Source organism: Geojedonia litorea, from assembly GCF_042654525.1.
GTDB lineage: Bacteria > Bacteroidota > Bacteroidia > Flavobacteriales > Flavobacteriaceae > Geojedonia > Geojedonia litorea.
The window spans coordinates 722,620-744,500 of sequence record NZ_JBHSGP010000014.1; the positions used below are offsets into that span (position 1 = coordinate 722,620).

A 21,881-nucleotide genomic window follows, 5' to 3' on the forward strand; every position below is an offset into this window, starting at 1 on the left:
AATTATGGCACCTATTTTGTATTTGCATGAGACTCCTAATCAATGCTGAAAAAACTATTAATAATTGCACTCATAGTAGCTACAGGACATTTTCTTTCTGTTTTTTCGATTTCATTTATTGTAAAACGTGGAGTTGACGCTGTTTTTTTAGAGAATGTAACTAACATCGAATCTACACTAGCATTAATAATTGCGATAATAGCGTTTGGGTTACAGCAAATTACTACAAGGGATATAGTGGTGTCACAAAATTGGAAATTAATCCTTGAAAAAACCCAAGCAGCTAGATTTACTTTAGGAATTCTTCTTGCCCTTTTCGGTATTTTGGCCTTTTTAGTTACAGAAACAAATTTTTACTTAATTTTTTTGGTAAGCCCAATAATTGCATATGTCTCTGATTATGCATTATATGCAAGGGGGTTGGCCATTGAAGGCTCCTTTATATCATTAATTAGAGTTACGTTGCCTTCTTTAGCTTTGATTTTAATGGGGATTGTTGAATGTTATTCTATTGGAACGTACTATATCATTATTTTCATAACTTTTGCAGTAGTAGTTTATGTTTCCAATAAAATATTGAACTTTAAAATAAAGTTAAATGCAGACAGGCACTTTTATAAATTATATGCTAAAAATGTAAATATTGGGCTCACAGATATTACAATCACTGTTTTACAGTTGGGTATTTTGAGCATCGCGACACCTTTTTATAAAGATCAGATTGTTACCGACACTTTTTTAGTTTTAAAAATATATGTTCTATTGAAAGGGGTTCAAAGATTGATTTTTCAGGCCTTTTACAAAGATTTGGTGTCATTGGACAAATCTCTATTGATAGATAAGTTAATTTTTATAAGTGGGTTTGTTTTTTTTGTTATATGTACACTATATCCATCCGAATTAATTGAATTGATTTATTCCAAAGAATATTTTAGGATTGAAATTTTATTTAAAATTATCGGTGTAGCGGCACTAGTGTCTTCAGTTTTAATTGCATCAAGCGCTAGAACATTATTACTTAAAAGAGAGAAAGAATATACTTTCAGTTATATTTTGTCCTTGATTATTACCATTATTTCTGTATTACTTTTTTCATTTAATTATTATGGAGATTCAGGTATTGCACTATCTATATTGGCAGGGGAATTAACCCTGTTTTTTTGCTTCTCATTTTTTCTTAAAACCGAATTTCAGTTTAAAAAGAGGTTTATGTTTTATCTTCCTTTTTTATTTATGTTCTTAATATTTTTTCTTCTAAAGGAGAATTTTACTTTCCTATATAGTAGTATTTTAACTTTGCTAATACTGATAATTTACGGATGTTACTATATTTACACCAATAAAGAACTATACAAATGAAGATAAGAAAAGAAAAACTACAAGCCTTTTTGTTTTTTGTTTTCTTGATTATAAGTAGTTTATCATCTCCGATCATTCAAATAGGATTATTGATGATTTTTGGAACAGGTTATTTTTTAATTTATCATAAATTATTTAAAATTGATTTTAAAAACACTTATTATCTATCTATCATATTACTATCTTCAATTCAGTTCTTACTTTTTTTTAAAGAAGATTATGGTATAAATTATATTGTTAATACTGGGTTAATAGTCTTTTTAATAGGAATTTCATTTGTTAACAGCAACGTAGTATCTTTTGCAACAAGAACTGTATCCAAGGATTATTTAGAAAAGGTATTATTACTTTTTTTTAAAATTAATATAGCCATCATGATTTATCAGTACCTCTATATGTGTATTGATGTCATGTCCATTAATCCGTTCTCCTCATTGAAATATTTTATGTCTGCAGGAGATTTTATGAAAGGAATTTTTCCCAATTCATCGGTTAACATGTTAATAATGTCATTTTTTTTAATCTATTTTGTTAGTTTGAAAATGTGGAAATATTTTGTTATTGCAACAATAGCGGTGCTCTCAACAACTTACATGAGCGGTATTGTTTTATTTTTGTTGGCTTTAATGATATATGGATTTTCATTCTTTTCGTTTTCAAATAAAATAAAAAGCGTTGTAGTTTTAATATTGTTGTTTGTAGGATTCAATGCAGTTAGTCCAAATAACGTACAATATGCGAAGAACATTTTATTTGATAAGATTAATAGTAAAACGGATCCTGCTAGAAAGATAGTGTCGTTAGAGCAAACCTTAGGCAATTGGATTGATAGCCCTACAACTTTTCTTGTTGGTAACGGCGGAGGTAAATTTTCTTCTAGAGTTGCTTTTACAACAGGGGGAGAATATGTTTCTTGGTTTCCTGAAAGTTTAATATATAAGTCGAATGATTTTGAGAACAATCATTTCAAGTTATGGAACACTAAAGTTTTAAGTAGAGGCTATTCCGATGGGACTGCAAATCAACCATTTTCTCATTATAATTTTATTGTAGGTGAATTCGGGTTGATTGGAATTTTGTTGTTCCTAATATATTTGTACAGACCGATAAAACTATTTAATAAATCCAAGTTTATCTCAATTTTATTAATTATTATGCTATGTTATTTCTTATTAGATTACTGGTTTGAATATTTTAGTGTAATTATATTTTTTGAACTGTTTATGGGCATTTATTTAAAAGAAAATGAAGCGAGTAAAATTACAGTATAGTGTCATTTTTACGTTTTTGTTATTGCTCGTAATAATAACAATGGCACTACCAATGGTCATAAATAATATAGCCATTGTATTGTTTTCTATTTACGGCCTTATCCATTTTAAAAAATCCAAAGTTAAGTTGGATTTTCAATCGCTTTTTTTCCCCATATTATTTACTTTATCCCTAATTTCCTTAATTTATGCTAGTGATTTATTGAAAGGCTTAAAAGCCTTGGAAAAGACACTAGTTTTTATTTTGCTCTATTTAACACTAACTCCAGTTTCTGTTGCCAAAAATGAGGTGCTTAAAGTTTTAAGAGTGTTTGCTTATGTCAATGTTGTTTTAATTTTAATTTGTCTCGCTACTGCTGCTTACAAGGTTTTGGAAAATGGCACTTTCATTATTTATAATCCTGAAAATTTTGTCAATGAAAACTATTTCTTGTACCACAGGTTTAGTGCTCCAATTGAGTTTCATGCTGTTTATTTGGGAATTTATTCGGTTTTCTCTACTTGCATTTTGATTTTTGATTTAAAAAACAAGGGCAATAAAATTTGGAGCTATTTGATGCTTATAGTTTTGTTAAGTGGTATTATTTTATTGAATTCATTTTCGGTAATTGTTTCATGTTTTATTATCCTTTGTTTTTATTTTGTTCATTTTAAGCAAATAAAATTTAACAAGTGGGCGAGACTTTTTATAGTAATCCTATTAGTGATTATAGTAGGTTTGTTCTATTATAAAGCCAAAGGCATTGACGAAAATGTTTTTCGATATAATTTAGAGGATAATGTTCATAATCCTAACTGGAACTCATTAAATATTCGTTTAGCTAAATGGGAATGTGCATTGGAAGTTTTTAAAAACAATATGTTTCTAGGTGTAGGCGTAGGTAATGGGCAAACAGAATTAAATAATATATATTCAATTAAAAACTTTGAACTAGGTATTAGTAATAAATTTTCAACCCACAATCAATATCTACATTATTTAATTGAGTTGGGCCTTATTGGGACTTTAGTTTTTATTTTTGGTGTTTTAGTAAATTTATTCAAAAGTGTAAAAGAATCAAATTTTTTGCTTTTTGCATTGGTTGTTTTATTAAGCGTTTGTAGTATAACAGAAAACGTACTCACCCTCAATAAGGGAATAGTGTTTTTTGTAACTTTTTACTATTTGGTACTACAGTTAAATAGATCCCCCAAAAGTTTAAATTAAGCGTGTTTATTTAAAAAATGTGACACAGTTTCAGATTGTAGTTCAAAAACAACATCAACAAATATTTTATCCCAAGAGTTTATCAGTTTAAACTTCTTTTTGTATTCACCATATGAGTAGCTTACATTAGTCATATCAGCCTTTGGATTTGGTTGGTAAAATGGGCTGATTTCTAAAAAATAAGGCTCTTTTTCTAAATCATCTTTGTCCCAAGTCACATCAAATCCCCCAGTAGTTATATTCAATTTTTTAAATTCATTTTTAATATAATCCTCCCATTTGTTCGGGAAAAATTCAAAATCAACTTTACTTCCATAACCTGTGGCTGTTGGTTTCCATTCGTTAGAGAGATTAATTCTCCAATAATGCAGCATAATTTTATCTCCAACCAGAATTACCCTAACATCTTTTCTCATATCAATAATTTTTTGGGCCAATAGAGCATTGTTTCTGCTGAAAGGTTTTTTGGTATTGATGAGATTATGTAATTCTGTTAATGAATTTACTTTGTACAAACCCATAGAACTACTAGAGTGAGGTTCTTTAATAAGAAATGGATAGTCTAATTCGATTTTACTCAAATCGGTTTCTTGTGATATAAATACTGTTTTAGGTTGGTTAATATTTAAGTCATTAAATTGTTTATGCATATGCAATTTGTTTTCCCACAATAAAGTTTCGTGAGAAGTGGGATATACAATATTAGATTGTTCTTCAAGTTGTTTTGAAATATGATATAAAATCATGGCATAGTTTTTAAAACCGTTGCCATCATAATATTTTGTAACAGAATAAAAAATCTTCTTGTTTGAATATTTGCCAATATTTTTGCCAAAAAACACTTTAAAGGGTAAATTTTGTTCAACAAAAGCATTGATAAATGCAAAATCTCGTTCAATTGATTGAGTAAAGATATTTTTTCGATAAAGGGGATAATACCACAAAATAATATCCGCTTCTTTATTATAAAGTGTGTATGCCTTTCTCCAATCTATTTTTTTTAAACAGAAATAAATTGTTTGAATTTTTTTTAACGCTTTTTTAAAAACTGTTAAAACGTTCAATATCGTCATACCCAAAGTATTTTATATTTTCTTGTAAAGTCGAAAGGTTTTTTATGTCTTTTATTTCTGAATCATAAAACTTAACCACTCCGTTTTCATGATTATAGCTTAAATCATCAATATAATAAACATTGACCTTCTGCTTTTTTAAGGCCGAAAGTATCTTAATTTTAAATCTTGGCGAATTTACAATAAATAAATCCGAATATTTTAGAGGAAACCCTTGACTTTTTAACCATTTGTAGGTCACGGGATAGTCGTGTAGGCTTCTAGCCGTTAAAAAAAGGACTATAGTATTGGGGTTTTTGTATAAAATGCTAATTAAACGTCGCATTTTTGTAAAAATAGGTAATGACAATAAACGATCGTGATTGTTTTTAAAATAAGTTGTGTTAAAGCTAAACCACGTATGGGCAATTGTATTATCAATATCAAAAATAAACACTCGGGAATATTTCCTTCTGCTTAACTTAACCAAAATAATATATATATATATCTTTGAGGCCAATAAAAAAAAGCACTGTTTAATTTTTTTCATATTTATCAATTAAAAATACTTTATGGCTAATAAAGCAAAGATACTTTTCATGTTACAAGTTCCTCCTCCTGTACATGGAGCAGCATTAAGAAATAAATCATTAATTGAGAGCAAAGAAATTAAAGATAACTTTAATATAAAACTTTTACCTATAAATTTCGCCGATTCTATTGCAGATATAGGAAAAATGTCTATAAAAAAAATAGCTAAAGTTATTATTTATTGGTTTCGACTAGCTTTGGCTTTAGTATCTAGACCCAATGCAGTGTATTTTACAATTTCTCCTTTTGGAACACCTTTTTTAAGAGACGTATTTTATGTGGCACTTGTTAGACTATTTGGGGTAAAGAGAATTTTTCATTTAAGGGGTTTAGGAATAAAAAAAAGTTATGAAGGAAAATTTAAAAAGTTGCTATATGATTTTGCTTTTAAAAACGCCTATGTAATAATACTAAATAATAACCAGTTTGAAGACGTGAGCTTTTTGCCTTATAAAGAGTGTTTCGTAGTGCCCAATGGCATGAAAGATGAAGCGTCTGAATTTTTGAATTCAAACATTAAACAAGAAAGCACCTTACTGTATTTATCAAATTATGTAAAAGATAAAGGAGCGTTATTGTTTGTAGATCTCGTAGAAGCTTTAATAAGAAAAGGTTATAATATTAAAGCACTCATGGCAGGAGCGGATGCTGATGTAACTAAAATTCAAATAGAAAATTTACTAACAGAAAAAGGAATAGATGAAAATGTTGAAGTTAATGGGCCAATTTTTGAAAAGCAAAAATTTGAATTATACGCAAAAGCATCAATATTTATTTTCCCTTCATTTATAGATCTAAATCCAGGAGTTGTTATAGAGGCCATGCAAAGTAAATTACCGGTAGTCTCAACTCCAATTGGCGGAATACCTGAAATTGTTGATGACAATGAAACGGGATTTATAGTGCCAGAAATTACAGTAAAAGAGTTTGTTGCTAAAACAGAGATACTATTAAATGACAGTAAATTAAGAGAAGATTTTGGTAATAATGGGAGGGCAAAATATTTGAAAATGTATAACCAAGAATCATTTGAAAACAATATCAGAGATACTTTTTATAAAATTTTACAACAATAAATTGATCAAGGTAAATTTTCATACACACACAAATGCCAGTTTTGATGGCTATAATAGCTGTAAAGCAATATATAAGTTCGCAAAGAAAGCAGAATTAGACGTAATTGCGATTACTGATCATGACACTATTGAAGGCGCTTATCGATTGATTAAATGGCTTAAAAAAAACGATAAAACAGATTTAGAGGTCATAATTGGGGAAGAAATCACCTGCACTGATGGCACACATATAATAGGTTTGTTTTTAAACGAACATATACCATCAGCAGAGCCCCTTAAAGTAATTCAATCTATCAAAAATCAGGAGGGGCTGGTTTATTTTCCGCATCCTGCACGTAAAGATGGAATTATGCAATCAAAAAGTTATGATAAAGCCATAAAACTTGGTGATGCTTTTGAAGTATTTAATGCTAAAATCAATCACGATTTTAATGTTTTGGCTCAAAAAGAGATTATTAACTATACGCACTTAATACCTCTTGGGGGAAGTGATGCGCACTATAATTCAGATATACTTAAATGCTTCTGTAAAATCAATCTAGATTCACAAAACTTAAAATCAAGTTTGATAAACTGTAATAAAGAAAGTATACAAATTTTAGGGCACAAAAAAATGAATGGCGATAATAATTATTTCTCAGGCTATTACAAGATTAAAAATAAACTTAATTTACCTCAATTTATTAGAAATTTGGGTAAATTTGCCTTTCCGCTCTACAAAAATTTTAAAGAAAGAAACGCAAGTTTTAAGCTAGAAAATGTTTTTAATAAATGAAAGTGAGTCATGCCTTAAATAAGTTGCTAAATATTGTATATACATACTTAAAATATAACGAATATTTAGGGTTTCAATTTAAATCTGCTAGCGAGATCAGGTTGTTTCAAGAGAAAAAATTAAAAAGTATCTTGAAAATTGCCGTCAATAAAGTGCCATACTACAAACCTTATAAATCTAAAATTGACTTTGAAAATTTTAGCTTGAACGAACTACAAAAACTTCCGGTTGTTAATAAGGATCTTATTAGGGCAAATCCAACTAATTTTATCAGAGAGGATAAGGATATAAAAAATTTAAGGTGGAAATCAACTTCAGGATCATCAGGCGAACCTTTCAAAGTCCCCAAGAATTATTTTAGTGATGCCATCGAGGTAATCTTAGGCTATCGTGCTTGGTCTTTTGGTAAATTTGATTATAAATTAAGAGCACCTGCCATTGTTATAAGAAGTTTTTCTCCAAAAGAAGGTGAGCCAATCTATAAAAGAGATATTATTAGAAATTTCTGGTATTTATCACCTTATCATATCAACGAAGTTTATCTCCCAATCTTTTTGGAAGTCTTTAATAAATCTAGGTCTAAAGTTTTAAAAGGTTACCCTTCTTCGGTGTATATATTAACCTTGCTTTTAAAAAAGCAAGGCATTAAACTGCCTCAAATCCAAACAATTATAACATCATCTGAAACTATGCTGCCAAAATACAGACGTGTTATAGAAGCGTATTGGCAATGTGATGTACTCGATTGGTATGGCCAGAATGAAAGAACAATAACAGCTCAACAATGTGCATACGGTAGTTACCATAATAATGATGATTATGGAATCTGTGAATTGGATGAGGAAAATAATATCATTGCTACTTCGTTAAACAATGATATTATGCCTTTATTAAGATATCAAACTAATGATAAAGCAATACCTTTACAACATGAAAATATTAGGTGTAAATGTGGCCGGCAAATGACAATTCCATTTAAAGGAATTGAAGGACGACAAGATGATATTTTGTATAAACAAGGTAAGCAAGCTATCCCTACCATTAATTTTTATAATTTAATGGAGAAATTTCAGAACATAAAACAATTCTATATTTTACAAGAAGAAGACCTTTCTATCACCATGGATATAAGTGAGAATGAACCACTAACCCAATTGGATCTTGATAATTTAAAGGCAGGGATTAATCAAAGACTAGGGGATGTTCCACTTACCATAAATGTCGTGAAAAACATACCCAGAAACAAACAAACAGATAAAGTAAAAATTATTGAATCTAAAGTAAAAGTTTAATGCAAACAAAAGAAGAACTTACAAAGCAATTACGCCTACTTAAGGAAGAGGCTGGATCACACTCACCAAGTATTTTCACAATAAAAGAAGCCATTCCCGAATTAAAGGTAAAAGTTGACGCTTGTTTTCTGTCCAATCCCTATGCGACAGACTTATTTTTAGAATACTTTAAAAGGGAATTATTAGATACTGGAGGTTTGAGAGACTTGCTTGAATTTTACCCCTCGCAAAATAGAGTAATTGCAGAATCGCTTTCGGGAACAATTGGGATACACCCAGATAATATTTTTATAGGTAATGGGGCTATAGAGATTATTCAAACTATTATTCAACGTTATACCAAGACTAAAATTGTTATAAATATTCCCACATTCTCATCATATTATGAGTTTATAAATGACGATGTACAGGTAGTTTATAATAAACTTTTAAAAGAAAATAATTATGAGTTAGATGTAGAATCCTATATAAAACTTGTAAAAAAAGAAAAACCAGACACTGTTGTACTTATAAACCCAAATAACCCTAATGGAGCTTATATGGATTCTCAAAAAGTACATCATATTTTAAGAGAGTTAAGAGATGTTAAAAACTTGATTTTAGATGAGAGTTTTATCCATTTTGCTTACGAAAATGAATACTATGATTTAAAAACGGCTTCAAATTTAGTATATAAGTTTCCTAACTTAATTTTAGTTAAAAGCATGTCTAAAGATTTCGGTATAGCTGGCATAAGAGCGGGATACGCAGTTATGAACTCTAGACGCGTTCAAGAGCTATTATTAAATGGGTTTTTATGGAATTCTAATGGGCTTTCAGAGTACTTTTTTAGATTATATACGAGTGACGAGTTTTTGAAGGAATATGAACAAGTTAGAGTGAAATACATTAAAGAAACGCAAGATTTTATTAACCAGTTAAAGCAAATTCCAAACATTAAAGTGTACCCAAGTATGGCGAATTTTGCTTTACTCGAAATATTAAACGGTGAAACTAGCGATGATTTTGTGTTTAAAATGCTTATCAAGCATGGGATTTATTTAAGAACATGTTCAGACAAAATAGGATTGAATGGCGAATTTGTTAGACTGGCATCAAGAACTAAAGACGAGAATTCATACATAATCGAGTCATTTAAAAAAGAATTCAGTGAGGTAAAGGTTTAATATGAAAAAACTAATTATTGTATTTTGTGTTGTTGTATTTAGTTGCAATGAGAACCATAAACACAAAACACAAAACACAAAACAAATAAAGTTTGAAAACCAAATAGTTTCCAGTGACGATATTGAAATTTTAAATGAAGGGTTTAAAAACAATTGGGAAATTATCAAAGATGAGCAATTATCGTTGTTAGTAAACAGAGATGTTATTTATTATATTTTTAAAAACCCAACAGATGAGCAACTTAAGCACAGATTTTATCTTCACGTTGTGATAAAAGAAACAGAGGAGTTTATTAATTTGGACTTTAATTTTAACGAGCATTTATTAGTATCAAAAACCTCTAACGCTATATATAAAATTGCCAGTAGAAAGCTTCCCTTAAAACATATTTTAAGCATTACCACGGGGCAAGTCTTAGATGGGAAAAGCCTATGGGAGGTATATATAAATGATTCAAACATTTACTAAAGTGAGAAATCTAAATGAAATAAGTCATACACAATTTTAAAACAATAAAATTTGTGTTGATGAGAGGTCCCAATGCCAAAAGCTTAAGAATGAATAGCAAGTTAGTCATGAGTTAAATTTATTAATGTATCAAAACCATTATAATGTCTTATAAAACTAAAAGTAAAGTCATATTTGATTTGGATCACACACTCTATAATTATGATCTTGCCCATAAAATAGCAATTAATGAAGCTCTGTCTTTTTTAAGAAAAATGACAGGTTGCTCGGAGGAAAAAATTTTAATGACTTTTAATAGTGCTAGAAAGAATACACATATTGAATTGGCTAATACTGCTTCGTCTCACAATCGGCTACTCTACTTTCAGAAAACACTTGAGGGTTTAAATAGGAATGCTTTGGAACTTGCCTTGCCATGCTATGAAACCTATTGGGGAACCTTTTTAAATAACATGATACTCTTCAAGGGGGTTATAAGTTTGTTAGAAATGCTTAAATCACAAGGCAGAGAAATTTGTATTCTTACAGACTTAACCACTCATATTCAAATGCGAAAAATTAATGCTTTGGAATTAACAAATTATGTTGATTTTATGGTTAGTAGTGAAGAGGCAGGAAAAGAAAAACCACATTCAATAATGTTTTATAAAGCACTTGACAAGCTAAAAGGCACTAAGGAACAAGCTGTAATGATTGGAGATAATTGGGAAAAAGATATATTAGGAGCCTATAGTTTTGGAATTCAAGGTATTTGGTTAAATCACAAAAGAGAGAAAAAAGAAATGCCACCAGGAATTACTGAAATTTTTCATTTTGAGGAATTATTAAATATTTTATAATGAACCAAGAATTAGAGAAATTTATTAGAATGTCTAATTATGCTGGGGAAAGATTTGATCTCATCCAAGCTGGAGGCGGCAATACATCTGTAAAATTAGATAATAACCAAATGATCATTAAAGCTTCAGGTTATTTGTTATCTGAAGTAGATGAAAATACAGGATATGCTTTAGTAGATAATTCAAAAATCTTGAGCATCATTGAAGATCCAACAATAATTAATATTTCAAATAAGAGGTTAAGAGATCAAAAAGGATCTGAAGCAGTTAATAATGCTCAAATAACAGAAGGGCCAAGACCTTCTATAGAAACATATCTTCATTCTTTATTATATAAATATACTTTACATGTACATGCTATTTCAGTAAACATGCTAACATCAGTTAAAAACTGGGAAGATTTGTTAAATAGGATAGCCCCAGAAGTTTTATTAATAAAATATGAAACACCTGGTATTGATTTAGCAATAGAAATGAACGCTCAAATGAAATTGTATGTAAAAAAATACCATAAAAAACCATCAATAATTTGCCTTCAAAACCACGGATTAATAATTACTTCTAATAGTTTTGAAAGTGTTCAAGAATTAACCGAAGAATTTATAAATAAAGTAGAAACATTTTTAAAAATTGATTTTAAAGCATATAAAGCAACAAACATTTTATCTAAAGCAGTGAACAAACACTCTAATGAGCTTTTGATGTCTTATTTATCTGAAGATGCATATATAAATTCAATTTTAAAATCTAATAAAGAATTGTTTTTTAAAAAGCCATTTTGTCCAGACGGTTATGTGTTTTGTGGTTATAAAGCACTAGAATATACAGGAGATCAAAGTGTTATAGATTACCTGAAAGAATATAAGCAATTGCCCAAATTAATTATTTATAATAAACATCTATACATTGTATCAAAAGATTTGAAAAAAGCAAAAATGATAGAAGATGTTTTAAAAAACAATTTATTAATACTAAAACAGGTAAAAGAAGAAATTGTTTTTTTAGATGATGCAGAGATAGCATACTTAGGTAATTGGGACGCTGAAAAATACAGACAAAATTTATAATACATGAAGATAATAGTACCAATGTCTGGAAAAGGGCAAAGATTTATAAATGCGGGGTATAAAAATGTGAAACCATTAATTGAAGTAAATGGATCACCTATTATAGAACACGTTGTTAATATGTTTCCAGGCGAGAAAGACTTTATATTTATTTGCAATAGCGAACACTTGCGTACAACTAATATGCGAAGTGTTTTAAATAAAATTGCTCCCAATGGAATTGTTGTAGAAATTCCACCTCACAAAAAAGGACCTGTTTATGCAGTACAACAAATACAAGATTTAATAAATGATGATGATGAAATCATTGTAAATTATTGCGATTTTTCATGCTATTGGGATTATCAAGATTTCTTGTCTCACACTCGAAATAGAAATGCAGATGGAGCTGTACCTGCATATAAAGGATTTCACCCACACATGCTAGGCACTACGAATTATGCTTTCATGCGGGATGACAAACAATGGATGCTCGAAATAAAAGAAAAGGAACCTTTTACAGACAACCGTATGGAAGAATATGCTTCTATAGGTACTTATTACTTTAAAAAAGGAACATTTGTAAAAAAATACTTTAATCAGCTTATTGCTGAAGATATTAACCTTAATGGGGAGTTTTATGTAAGTTTAGTTTACAACCTTCTTGTTCAAGATAAGTTGACTGTTTCAATTTATAATATCCAGCACATGTTACAATGGGGAACACCACAAGATTTAGAAGAATATAATGGGTTTTCAGATTATTTTAAAGAAATTATTAAAGAACGAGTAACACCTAAAATTGAAAAAGGATCTATTAATATGATACCTTTAGCAGGTAAAGGAAGTAGGTTTGTACAAGAAGGATATAAAAACCCTAAGCCGTTAATTGAGGTTTCTGGAAAACCCATTATAGTTCAAGCATCTAATTTCCTTCCTAGTGCAGAAAGCAACATTTTTATATGTTTAGAAGATCATTTAAAAAATTACCCTTTAGAGAAAGAAATTAGGCAAGAGTTTCCTGATTCTAAAATAATCAGTTTAAATCAAGTCACCGAAGGCCAAGCTTGCACATGTGAACTTGGTTTGGAAGGGGAAAATCTTGAAAAACCTTTATTAATAGCAGCCTGTGACAATGGGATGTTATGGAATAAAAAAAGATATGAGGAACTTTTACAAGACCAATCAGTAGACGCTATTATTTGGTCATTTAGAAATCATCCATCAAGCGAAAGAAATCCTGAAATGTATGGGTGGATTAAAACAAAAGGGGATAAAGTTTTAGGTGTAAGCGTTAAAAAACCAATTAGTGACAACCCTCGGAAAGATCATGCTATAGTTGGAACATTTTATTTTAGAAAAGGGTTACATTTCAAAAAAGCATTGGATAAAATGTATAAAAAAAACACTAGAATTAACGGAGAATTTTATGTTGACAGCTGTATAGAAGAGTTAGTAAATATAGGATTAAATGTGAAAGTGTTTGAAATTGACAACTATATCTGTTGGGGAACCCCTAACGATTATAAAACTTTTAAATATTGGCAGAGTTTTTTTCATAAAGTAGATTGGCACCCCTACAAATTGGAAAAAGACACTACAATTAATAAAAAAGCAATTTCAGTAATTGAAAACGAATATACTAGCTTTAGTCAAAAATGGGGATAGATAAGGTTGATTCAAAAATAAAAAGACAATTAATTAGATTTTTTTTCGCCGGTATATGTGCTGTTTTAATAGACTTTGTAGTTTACTTTATGTTGGTAGAACTTTTAAATGTGAAATATGCAATTGCTAAGTTTATATCCTTTTTTTCAGGAACAATAGTTTCCTATATAATAAATAAATTATGGACTTTTGAACAAAAGCAGAAATCTCCAAAGCAATTTTGGTTATTTATGATTTTATATACAATGACGTTAGGAGTCAATGTTGGGATAAATGCTTTAGCTTTAATAATATTAAATAATGTTTTATTTGCTTTTATTTGTGCAACTGGAGCTAGCACAGTTTTAAATTTTATTGGACAAAAATACTGGGTTTTTAAAGAAAGGCAATTATGAAATTATCAATAGTAGTACCTTGTTATAATGAATCAGAAAACATTCCATTGATACTTTCAAGATTCAATGATGTTATAATCAGAGATGACGTAGAAGTTGTTATAGTAAACAATGGCTCTACGGACAACAGTGATGATATTTTTAAAAAGTTAATACCCAAGTATGCGTTTGCAAGACTTGTAAAAGTAGAAGAAAATATAGGTTATGGTTTTGGAATTGTTTCTGGTTTAAAACAAGCAGGTGGAGAATATATTGGTTGGACACATGCAGATATGCAAACAGATCCTAAAGATGTAATAAAGGCTCTGGAAATTATCGAAAATCAAAATGAAGACCAAGTATACATTAAAGGGAATCGCATAGGTAGACCTTTTTTTGACCAGTTTTTTACTTCTGGAATGAGTGTTTTTGAAACCTTATATATGGGAAAGAAACTTTGGGACATCAATGCGCAGCCTAATATTTTTCACAGATCATTTTTTGAACAATGGGAAAACGCTCCTAATGATTTTGCACTTGATCTCTATGCGCTTTATTATGCAAAAAAACTAAATTTTAAAATCATTAGGTTTAATGTATTATTTCCAGAACGTATTCATGGCTCTTCCAGCTGGAATACAGGTTTAAAATCTAAATGGAAATTTATTAAGAGAACCTTCGATTTTAGTTTAAAATTGAAAAAAAGCTTAAAATGATTGAATACATTGCCCATAGAATCAACACGCTAAAAGAATTAAAGACCCTGCCTAAAAATTTTGGAGTAGAAATTGACTTGAGAGATGATATAAATGGAAATATTTATATCAGTCACGACCCTTTTATTTCTGGAGAGTTGTTTGAGCCCTATTTGGAGGCTTATAATCATGGCACACTTATTTTGAATATAAAAAGCGAGCGTATTGAAGAAAATGTTTTAAAATTAATCCGAAAATATAATATAAGGAAGTACTTTTTTTTAGACAGTTCTTTCCCTATGATACATTTATTGTCTAATAAAGGAGAAAAAAACATAGCACTTAGGTTTTCAGAATATGAAGGCTTAGATAATTTAAAAGCTATGAAGGGAAGAGTAAAATGGGTTTGGGTAGATTGTTTTACCAAACTACCACTAGATTTTAAAGTGTTTGATTTAATTAAAGCAATGGGATATAAGTTGTGTTTAGTTTCACCTGAATTACAAGGTCGAGAAGAAGATATACTGGAATATAAAAATTATTTAATGCAACAGAAAATAACTTTTGATGCTATTTGCACAAAGTATAAAAACATAGAAAAATGGCGAGGGTAGTGGTATTTAATAACGAATTGCTCTACGACCAATTAGGGAAATACAAATTAAATATTTTAAAAAATAAGATATTTTTAATTGGTTTACTAATTAAAATAGTGGCACCATTTTTCTTTATAGGAGACTTATTAAAAAACAAGTTCATACCTTTTGTAAATTATTTTAGCAGTACAGGGTTTAGTAATCCTTATGAACATTTTTATAGTATAGAAAAGTTCGACTTTTTCCCTTACCCTGCTTTAATGCTCTTCATTCAAAGTATATTTAGTTTCTTTTTTCAAAACAACATAATTCTTCAGTCTTTTTTGTTCAGAGTGCCATTATTAATTGCAGATATAGTTATTTTAATAATTCTGAGCAGATTTTTAAAAAATGCAGAGAAGAAGCTATTACTTCTATATTGGTGTTCACCGGTTCTTTTTTATATCAGTTATTTGCATGGGCAGTTTGATATACTACCCATCATGTTTTTATTTGTTTCATTTTTCTTCTTATTTAAAAAGAGGTTTTTTGTTGCGAGCGCAATTCTTGGGTTAGGTTTGGCAACAAAAACTAACTTATTAATAGTTTTACCATTCTTTTTTATTTATTTATGGAAGTTTACCAATGCTAACAAACAAATTAAATTGGTGTCGAGTGCCTTTTGTATAGTTACTGGTGTTTTCCTTGTTTTAAATAGCACCTTTTTATTAGATAAAGAATTTTTAACCCTTGTTTTTAAAAATAAAGAACAAGTTAAACTTTGGGATTTCAAAATTAGATTTGGTAACATGTTCTTTTACGTCATTCCAGCTGTTTATTTGCTAATGATAGCAAAGGTTATTAGATATAAGCAGTTAAGTAAAGATCTTTTTATCATGTTTATTGGTTTTGCATTTTGTTCTTTACTGCTATTTATTCCACCTCAACCAGGATGGTATTTTTGGATCATTCCTTTTTTGATTTATTTTTATATAAAAGAGGATAAATTGAGTGTCTTTCCCCTTTTAGCATTGCAATTTTTTTATCTTCTTTATTTTGCTTTGATTCCAAACTCAGATTTTACCAATCTTTACATTTATAAAAGCGATGGAGATACTCTATATACATTTTTTCAGTCTTTTGGACTAAACCCAAGTATGCTTTTAAATATTGTTTTTACAGGGCTTCAGGTATTGTTATTTATTAATATTTTTTGGATATACAGAATTGGCGTAACTAAAAATGTAAAAGCAAAAATTAAAAATGCACCTTGCTTAATAGGTGTTGGCGGAGACTCTGGAGTTGGTAAGAGCACATTAACGGCATCTATTCAAAAGCTATTCGCAAAAGATAACATGACCATATTGAGAGGGGATGATATGCATAAGTGGGAAAGAGGTCATACCATGTGGCAAACACATACACATTTGTCGCCTAAAGCCAATGATCTACATGACGAAATCACCCAGTTAAAATCTTTAAAGGAAGGAAAGAAAATATTAAGAAGGCATTATGATCATAATACGGGTAAATTCACAAAGCCCCTCAGTATTTATCCAAATAAAGTTATTCTATTTGAAGGGTTACATCCATTCTATATTTTAGCAAAACGTGAATTATTTGATATAAAAATTTTTGTGTCCCCAGCTGAAGATTTGAGGCTTCATTGGAAAATCAATAGGGATATGAAGATGCGAGGATATACCAAAGAAGAAGTTATTAAACAATTAGAGATTAGGAAAACAGATTCTTTAAAGTATATACAATCTCAATCTAAACACGCTAATATTAAAATATCTTATTATTCAATCAATAAAAATATTGATATAGGAAACGGAGAACCTGTTGACCTAGGATTAATGATTAGCTGCGAAACTAGCATTGATTTGAATTTACTTTGTGAAAAATTCAATGACATTAAAACTATTCAAGTAAATCATTTATACGATACAGATTCTCAACAATTAGAGGTGGTAGGTTCTATTACGGCATTAGAGATAGAGCAGATTGCATATAATACTGTAAACAACGCAGAAGACCTTATAGAAGAGCCTATATGGGAAGATAATTATAAAGGGTTTACACAATTGTTTTTATTGTATTACATACAGCAAGTAGTTACCAATTAAAAAAATTATGAAAAATAGAATTCAAAAATTATTAAAAAATAAAACATTCCAGTTTAGTGTTATTTTAATTCTTTCTTTTTTACTGTTGGTAGGAGTTAGAAAAAATCATCTAGAAAACAATTTAAACACCTATCATGATGATGAATTTCACACCGTGTATTTAGGAATAAAATCTTTTGAAACTGGAACGGTCGAAAACTTTAGGTCGTTGGAAGGTGCAAGATGGATGTATCGACTTTTTTATCCTGGAGCGCTCATTAAGATGTCCCAAAATATGGGAGGAAATACTTTTTTGTCAGGCTGGGAGAAACCAGGACACAATTATATACTAAATGAGTATATTAATAAAGATATCAACCCTTCAATAGTGAAACAGAGATTAGCTGACGACCCTAACTTAAGGGATTTCTTTTATTTTTTAAGACTTCAAAGTATAGTTTTTGTTTTTATATGCCTTATCCCCCTTTTGTATTATTGTTTCAAACGAAACTATAGCATGTCATTATTCTTTTTAATTGTATTTCCTGCAATTAATATCCAATTAACGCATGAACAAAGCTATGCTTATATTGAGCCTTTACTAATGGGTTTTATTAGTATTATTACCTGGTTGTTTCTTTATTTATACGACAAAAGAAAAATTTCTAGTTTTTTGATGATTTTACTTGGGTTATTGTCAGCATTTATAATTTCGGTAAAATTTTCTGCTTTGATTTTTGTTTTGCTGCTTCTAACAATGCCATTTGTAAATAAAGAAGGCGGTTATGATTTAGAGACTAGTTTAAAAAAGGTTTTTATTGTATTCGGATCCTTCTTCTTGTCTTTTATTATTATTAACTATTACGGTTTTTTTGGAGATATCAATGTTATGCTACATGACTTCGTGTCTAATTTTTGGAACTATCAAAATGGTCAGTCTGCTTTAGCCTCTAATGAGAGTACTGCGGGATTTAATAATAACTTTAAACACGTTTTTATTGTGTTAAAAGACCTAATAGGGTATTTTATTTATCTTCTACCTTTTGTTTGGATATTTGGATTTTATTATTCTAATAAGAATGAAAAAATGAAACTTGGAATACTAACAATAGTATTATTTATTTCGTTATTCGGTTTGATGAAGCAAGTAGAGTTTTATGAAAGAAATATTGTGCCTTTTTATACTCCATTTTTATTTATATCGAGTGCTTTTTTAACTATAATAATAAGAGAATTTCAGAACAAACTTGTGTTTAAAAATATTAAAATATTAAAATATTTGGTAGTGTCGTTCGTCCTAATTGCCTATATAGGGGTTTTCAATGCACACTACGATGAAGTGTTACCCAGCACAACTAATAATTTTAAAGCAGTTATAAATAACATCCCCGACCTGCAAAAGCGAGACATGAAATTCGTTAATATAGATAAGGAGGTAATATCCAATTACTCAAACAACAAAATAGATATTACCACAGATATTTATTTTTCTCAAGTGAATTATAAAGAAAAGTTAAAAGCTATAATTGATAAATTAAGTTATAATGATATTGTTATAGTAAATAGAGACAAAAAGAATTATAATCAATATAGTAATTTTTTATTGCCAAAGTATTTTAATACAAACCATCAGTATGGCAATTATTTTGTATTTTATAATAAAGATCTCAAGAACAATAAAGAAGATATAAAACAGCTCATTGACGCTCCTATTGATATAACTGATCAAATAATTATCGAAAGTATAGAATTAGATAAATTGGGCGAAAACACTTATCAGGTTTCTTTGATTTTCAATGATTTTTTAAATGAAAGCTTAATCGACAGTAAAAAACGGTATTTTTATTTTCACGCATATAGCTATCCAAATGATATAAATAGTTTACCAGCCGATAGAATACAATATGGGTTTGTTAATTTCGATATTATAGATTTTAGCATTACAAAAGAATTCGGAAAACCAACAATTAAAAAAACGTTTACATCAAATTTGAAACAATTCGCACTATTCCGTTTAGGTTTAGTAGACATTGATAATAACCTTTCGGTGATAAAAGAATTTGTTATAAATGATGTAAAGCTATAAAACAATGAAACAAGTCATTCAAAATTTTAAAACAGGAGAATTATATGTCGATGAGGTACCTATGCCATCAATTTCAAAAGGGATGGTATTGGTTGAGAACAAATTTTCGTTGATAAGTGCGGGTACTGAAAGAGGGACCGTAAAGGTTGGAAAGGCTAGCTTGTTAGGCAAAGCTAAACAAAGGCCAGACCTTGTTGCTCAAGTTCTACAGAACATTAAAAAGGAAGGCTTAAAAGCCACTCTGGATAAAGTTAAAACAAAACTAGATAGTTTAAAGGCCTTGGGCTACAGCACATCTGGTGTTGTTATGGCTTCAATGGATTCCAATGGCCAATTTCAAAAGGGAGATCGCGTTGCCTGCGCCGGCCAGGATTATGCCTCCCACTCTGAAATTGTGGGAATACCACAAAATTTGGTAGCCAAAATACCAGATAATGTTTCCTTTGAAGATGCTTGTTTTACAACTCTTGGTGCCATTGCCCTGCAAGGCGTAAGGCAAAGTGAGCCTAAATTAGGAGATAATGTATGTGTAATTGGTTTGGGATTATTGGGCCAAATTACTTGTCAACTACTAAAAGCTAATGGGTGCAATGTTTTTGGTATAGATTTATCTCCTAGACTAGTTAGTTTAGCCAAAGAAACATCTGCTGACGAAGCCATGTTAAGAGGCGATTCAAATTTATTGGCAACCGCCGATAACTTTACATCTGGTCACGGTTTTGATAGTATTATTATTACTGCCGCCGCACCTTCTAACGATCCAATAGAACTATCTGCGGTAATTGCACGTAAAAAAGGTTGTGTTGTGGTTGTAGGAGCAGTAAAAATGGATATACCTCGAGACCCACATTTTTATAGGAAAGAGTTGGATTTACGTATGTCTTGCTCATATGGTCCTGGGCGATATGATGTAAATTATGAAGAAAATGGAGAAGATTATCCATATGCTTATGTGAGATGGACTGAACAAAGAAACATGGAGGCTTTCTTAAAATTAATATCTAATGGAGCCATAAATTTAAAACCTCTTACAACACATGTTTTTGACATCATTGATGCAGAAAAAGCTTATGATATTGTACTTGGAAAGGTTGAAGAACCTTCGATAGGAATTTTATTGAGGTATCCAGAAGAAAACCCTAACAAAACTATAGCTAGCGTTAAAGTTAACAATAAAAAAATTCAAAAAGTTAATGCTGGATTTATTGGCGCTGGGAGTTTTGCACAAAGTTACTTGATACCAAATGTTAAATCACATGGTGCATCATTGGATACAGTAGTAACAACAAAAGGAATCACATCAAAAAATGTTGCTGAAAAATTTGGATTCAATCAAGCATCTTCAAACTACAATGATGTAATTCAAAATCCAAATATTAATACGGTTTTTGTAGCTACTCCTCATAACACCCATGCTCATTATACTATTTTGGGGCTGAATGCCAATAAAAATGTTTTTGTTGAAAAACCTTTAGCAATGACCATTGAAGAATTGAGTGCTGTAGAAGAAGCCTATAGTAAAACTGAAGGCAGATTAATGGTTGGATTTAACCGTAGATTTGCCGAAGTTTCGAAGTCAATCAAAAAAGCCTTTCAAGGTTTAACGGAGCCTATCTTTGTTAATATTAGAGTGAATGCTGGATTTATCCCTAAAGACCATTGGACTCAAAACCCAGAGTTGGGGGGCGGAAGAATTATTGGCGAAATGTGCCATTTCATTGATCTGATGCAATATTTTTCGGATTCTGAACCCGTAAAAGTCTTTGCAGAATGTATTAATACAGATAACTCAAAAATCAAACCAGATGATAATATTTCAATTATTGTAAAATTTAAAAATGGCTCAATTGGAAATTTAAATTACTTGGCAAATGGAGATAAATCGCTTCCAAAAGAAAGCATTGAAGTATTTGGAGGCGGTAAAGTTGGAAGAATCCATGATTTTAGATCGGGAGAGTTACATGAAAAAAACAAGCAAATAAAACTAAAATCACCTTCTAAAGGGCATAAAGAGGAAATTCAAGAGTTTGTTAAATCTATTGAACAAGGGCATAATTCACCAATTAGTTTTCAGTCAATTAAATACACAACCTTAACCACTTTAAAAATTATTGATAGCTTAAACACCGGTTTACCTCAAAGCATTTAAACGGTAAATAAAGGTACAGATGGACAAGAAATTAGCATGGTTTATAAGTATAGCTCTAGTTATGGATCTTGCTTTGCTTGGTT

General features: G+C 29.9%; 19 protein-coding genes. 17 read left to right on the top strand and 2 right to left on the bottom strand.

Translation table 11 applies throughout. The annotated features are described in order from the left end of the window. The first annotated feature begins 42 nt into the window (after positions 1–42). Genes ACFO5O_RS11125 through ACFO5O_RS11135 form a run of 3 tightly spaced genes read left to right on the top strand, consistent with a single transcriptional unit; the run spans position 43 to position 3,837 of the window. Complete coding sequence (locus ACFO5O_RS11125) at positions 43–1,359, top strand: hypothetical protein (protein ID WP_387963763.1); 1,317 nt, start codon at positions 43–45, stop codon at positions 1,357–1,359. Then, positions 1,356–2,630, top strand: coding sequence for a hypothetical protein (locus ACFO5O_RS11130; protein WP_387963765.1), 1,275 nt, complete (start codon positions 1,356–1,358; stop codon positions 2,628–2,630). The genes ACFO5O_RS11125 and ACFO5O_RS11130 overlap by 4 nt, the downstream gene beginning before the upstream one ends. A 40-nt stretch (positions 2,631–2,670) precedes the next feature. After that, a complete protein-coding gene (locus ACFO5O_RS11135) occupies positions 2,671–3,837 on the top strand; it encodes an O-antigen ligase family protein (protein ID WP_387963767.1) in 1,167 nt (388 codons plus the stop codon). On the opposite strand, the gene ACFO5O_RS11140 is transcribed toward ACFO5O_RS11135, so the two are convergent. Next, on the bottom strand, positions 3,834–4,910 hold the full coding sequence (locus tag ACFO5O_RS11140) for an ATP-grasp domain-containing protein (RefSeq protein ID WP_387963768.1): 1,077 nt from the start codon (positions 4,908–4,910) through the stop codon (positions 3,834–3,836). The genes ACFO5O_RS11135 and ACFO5O_RS11140 overlap by 4 nt on opposite strands. After that, positions 4,879–5,439 carry a hypothetical protein gene (locus tag ACFO5O_RS11145; protein WP_387963770.1) on the bottom strand — a complete coding sequence of 187 codons (561 nt, stop codon included), beginning with the start codon at positions 5,437–5,439 and terminating at the stop codon, positions 4,879–4,881. The genes ACFO5O_RS11140 and ACFO5O_RS11145 overlap by 32 nt, the downstream gene beginning before the upstream one ends. A gap of 22 nt (positions 5,440–5,461) precedes the next feature. Between ACFO5O_RS11145 and ACFO5O_RS11150 the strand changes: the two genes are divergently transcribed. From ACFO5O_RS11150 to ACFO5O_RS11215, 14 genes are all read left to right on the top strand, one after another. Further along, positions 5,462–6,556 carry a glycosyltransferase family 4 protein gene (locus ACFO5O_RS11150; RefSeq protein ID WP_387963771.1) on the top strand — a complete coding sequence of 365 codons (1,095 nt, stop codon included), beginning with the start codon at positions 5,462–5,464 and terminating at the stop codon, positions 6,554–6,556. 1 nt (position 6,557) lies between these two features. Next, positions 6,558–7,331 (top strand): PHP domain-containing protein, encoded by a 774-nt coding sequence (locus ACFO5O_RS11155; protein ID WP_387963773.1) that lies wholly within the window; start codon positions 6,558–6,560, stop codon positions 7,329–7,331. Next, entirely contained in the window at positions 7,328–8,623 is a 1,296-nt protein-coding gene (locus ACFO5O_RS11160) for a phenylacetate--CoA ligase family protein (protein WP_387963775.1), read from the top strand. Before ACFO5O_RS11155 ends, ACFO5O_RS11160 begins: the two co-directional genes overlap by 4 nt. Further along, on the top strand, positions 8,623–9,789 hold the full coding sequence (locus tag ACFO5O_RS11165; RefSeq protein ID WP_387963776.1) for a pyridoxal phosphate-dependent aminotransferase: 1,167 nt from the start codon (positions 8,623–8,625) through the stop codon (positions 9,787–9,789). The genes ACFO5O_RS11160 and ACFO5O_RS11165 overlap by 1 nt, the downstream gene beginning before the upstream one ends. Position 9,790: 1 nt before the next feature. Then, a complete protein-coding gene (locus ACFO5O_RS11170; RefSeq protein ID WP_387963777.1) occupies positions 9,791–10,258 on the top strand; it encodes a hypothetical protein in 468 nt (155 codons plus the stop codon). Between the two features lie 143 nt (positions 10,259–10,401). After that, positions 10,402–11,097 (top strand): HAD family hydrolase, encoded by a 696-nt coding sequence (locus ACFO5O_RS11175; protein WP_387963779.1) that lies wholly within the window; start codon positions 10,402–10,404, stop codon positions 11,095–11,097. Then, positions 11,097–12,164 (top strand): class II aldolase/adducin family protein, encoded by a 1,068-nt coding sequence (locus ACFO5O_RS11180; protein WP_387963780.1) that lies wholly within the window; start codon positions 11,097–11,099, stop codon positions 12,162–12,164. Before ACFO5O_RS11175 ends, ACFO5O_RS11180 begins: the two co-directional genes overlap by 1 nt. A gap of 3 nt (positions 12,165–12,167) precedes the next feature. Continuing rightward, on the top strand, positions 12,168–13,811 hold the full coding sequence (locus ACFO5O_RS11185; protein WP_387963781.1) for an NTP transferase domain-containing protein: 1,644 nt from the start codon (positions 12,168–12,170) through the stop codon (positions 13,809–13,811). Then, positions 13,802–14,206, top strand: coding sequence for a GtrA family protein (locus ACFO5O_RS11190; protein ID WP_387963783.1), 405 nt, complete (start codon positions 13,802–13,804; stop codon positions 14,204–14,206). Before ACFO5O_RS11185 ends, ACFO5O_RS11190 begins: the two co-directional genes overlap by 10 nt. Then, positions 14,203–14,901: a glycosyltransferase family 2 protein gene (locus tag ACFO5O_RS11195; RefSeq protein ID WP_387963785.1), complete on the top strand. Its 699-nt coding sequence runs from the start codon at positions 14,203–14,205 to the stop codon at positions 14,899–14,901. Before ACFO5O_RS11190 ends, ACFO5O_RS11195 begins: the two co-directional genes overlap by 4 nt. Beyond that, positions 14,898–15,494: a PI-PLC domain-containing protein gene (locus tag ACFO5O_RS11200; protein WP_387963787.1), complete on the top strand. Its 597-nt coding sequence runs from the start codon at positions 14,898–14,900 to the stop codon at positions 15,492–15,494. Before ACFO5O_RS11195 ends, ACFO5O_RS11200 begins: the two co-directional genes overlap by 4 nt. A gap of 314 nt (positions 15,495–15,808) precedes the next feature. Beyond that, a complete protein-coding gene (locus ACFO5O_RS11205) occupies positions 15,809–17,584 on the top strand; it encodes a hypothetical protein (protein ID WP_387963789.1) in 1,776 nt (591 codons plus the stop codon). A 7-nt stretch (positions 17,585–17,591) separates the two neighbouring features. Next, positions 17,592–19,649, top strand: a complete 2,058-nt coding sequence (locus tag ACFO5O_RS11210; protein ID WP_387963791.1) for a hypothetical protein — start codon at positions 17,592–17,594, stop codon at positions 19,647–19,649. A 4-nt stretch (positions 19,650–19,653) separates the two neighbouring features. Further along, positions 19,654–21,798, top strand: coding sequence for a bi-domain-containing oxidoreductase (locus ACFO5O_RS11215; RefSeq protein ID WP_387963793.1), 2,145 nt, complete (start codon positions 19,654–19,656; stop codon positions 21,796–21,798). Positions 21,799–21,881: the final 83 nt, after the last annotated feature.

Excerpts from the sequence above, each read along its gene's own strand:
- ACFO5O_RS11195 (WP_387963785.1), top strand. The coding sequence starts at position 14,203 with ATGAAATTATCAATAGTAGTACCTTGTTATAATGAATCAGAAAACATT.
- ACFO5O_RS11180 (WP_387963780.1), top strand. The coding sequence starts at position 11,097 with ATGAACCAAGAATTAGAGAAATTTATTAGAATGTCTAATTATGCTGGG.
- ACFO5O_RS11215 (WP_387963793.1), top strand. The coding sequence starts at position 19,654 with ATGAAACAAGTCATTCAAAATTTTAAAACAGGAGAATTATATGTCGAT.
- ACFO5O_RS11130 (WP_387963765.1), top strand. The coding sequence starts at position 1,356 with ATGAAGATAAGAAAAGAAAAACTACAAGCCTTTTTGTTTTTTGTTTTC.
- ACFO5O_RS11165 (WP_387963776.1), top strand. The coding sequence starts at position 8,623 with ATGCAAACAAAAGAAGAACTTACAAAGCAATTACGCCTACTTAAGGAA.
- ACFO5O_RS11200 (WP_387963787.1), top strand. The coding sequence starts at position 14,898 with ATGATTGAATACATTGCCCATAGAATCAACACGCTAAAAGAATTAAAG.
- ACFO5O_RS11145 (WP_387963770.1), bottom strand. The coding sequence starts at position 5,439 with ATGAAAAAAATTAAACAGTGCTTTTTTTTATTGGCCTCAAAGATATAT.
- ACFO5O_RS11140 (WP_387963768.1), bottom strand. The coding sequence starts at position 4,910 with ATGACGATATTGAACGTTTTAACAGTTTTTAAAAAAGCGTTAAAAAAA.
- ACFO5O_RS11125 (WP_387963763.1), top strand. The coding sequence starts at position 43 with ATGCTGAAAAAACTATTAATAATTGCACTCATAGTAGCTACAGGACAT.
- ACFO5O_RS11185 (WP_387963781.1), top strand. The coding sequence starts at position 12,168 with ATGAAGATAATAGTACCAATGTCTGGAAAAGGGCAAAGATTTATAAAT.
- ACFO5O_RS11170 (WP_387963777.1), top strand. The coding sequence starts at position 9,791 with ATGAAAAAACTAATTATTGTATTTTGTGTTGTTGTATTTAGTTGCAAT.
- ACFO5O_RS11210 (WP_387963791.1), top strand. The coding sequence starts at position 17,592 with ATGAAAAATAGAATTCAAAAATTATTAAAAAATAAAACATTCCAGTTT.
- ACFO5O_RS11135 (WP_387963767.1), top strand. The coding sequence starts at position 2,671 with ATGGCACTACCAATGGTCATAAATAATATAGCCATTGTATTGTTTTCT.
- ACFO5O_RS11175 (WP_387963779.1), top strand. The coding sequence starts at position 10,402 with ATGTCTTATAAAACTAAAAGTAAAGTCATATTTGATTTGGATCACACA.
- ACFO5O_RS11190 (WP_387963783.1), top strand. The coding sequence starts at position 13,802 with ATGGGGATAGATAAGGTTGATTCAAAAATAAAAAGACAATTAATTAGA.
- ACFO5O_RS11160 (WP_387963775.1), top strand. The coding sequence starts at position 7,328 with ATGAAAGTGAGTCATGCCTTAAATAAGTTGCTAAATATTGTATATACA.
- ACFO5O_RS11150 (WP_387963771.1), top strand. The coding sequence starts at position 5,462 with ATGGCTAATAAAGCAAAGATACTTTTCATGTTACAAGTTCCTCCTCCT.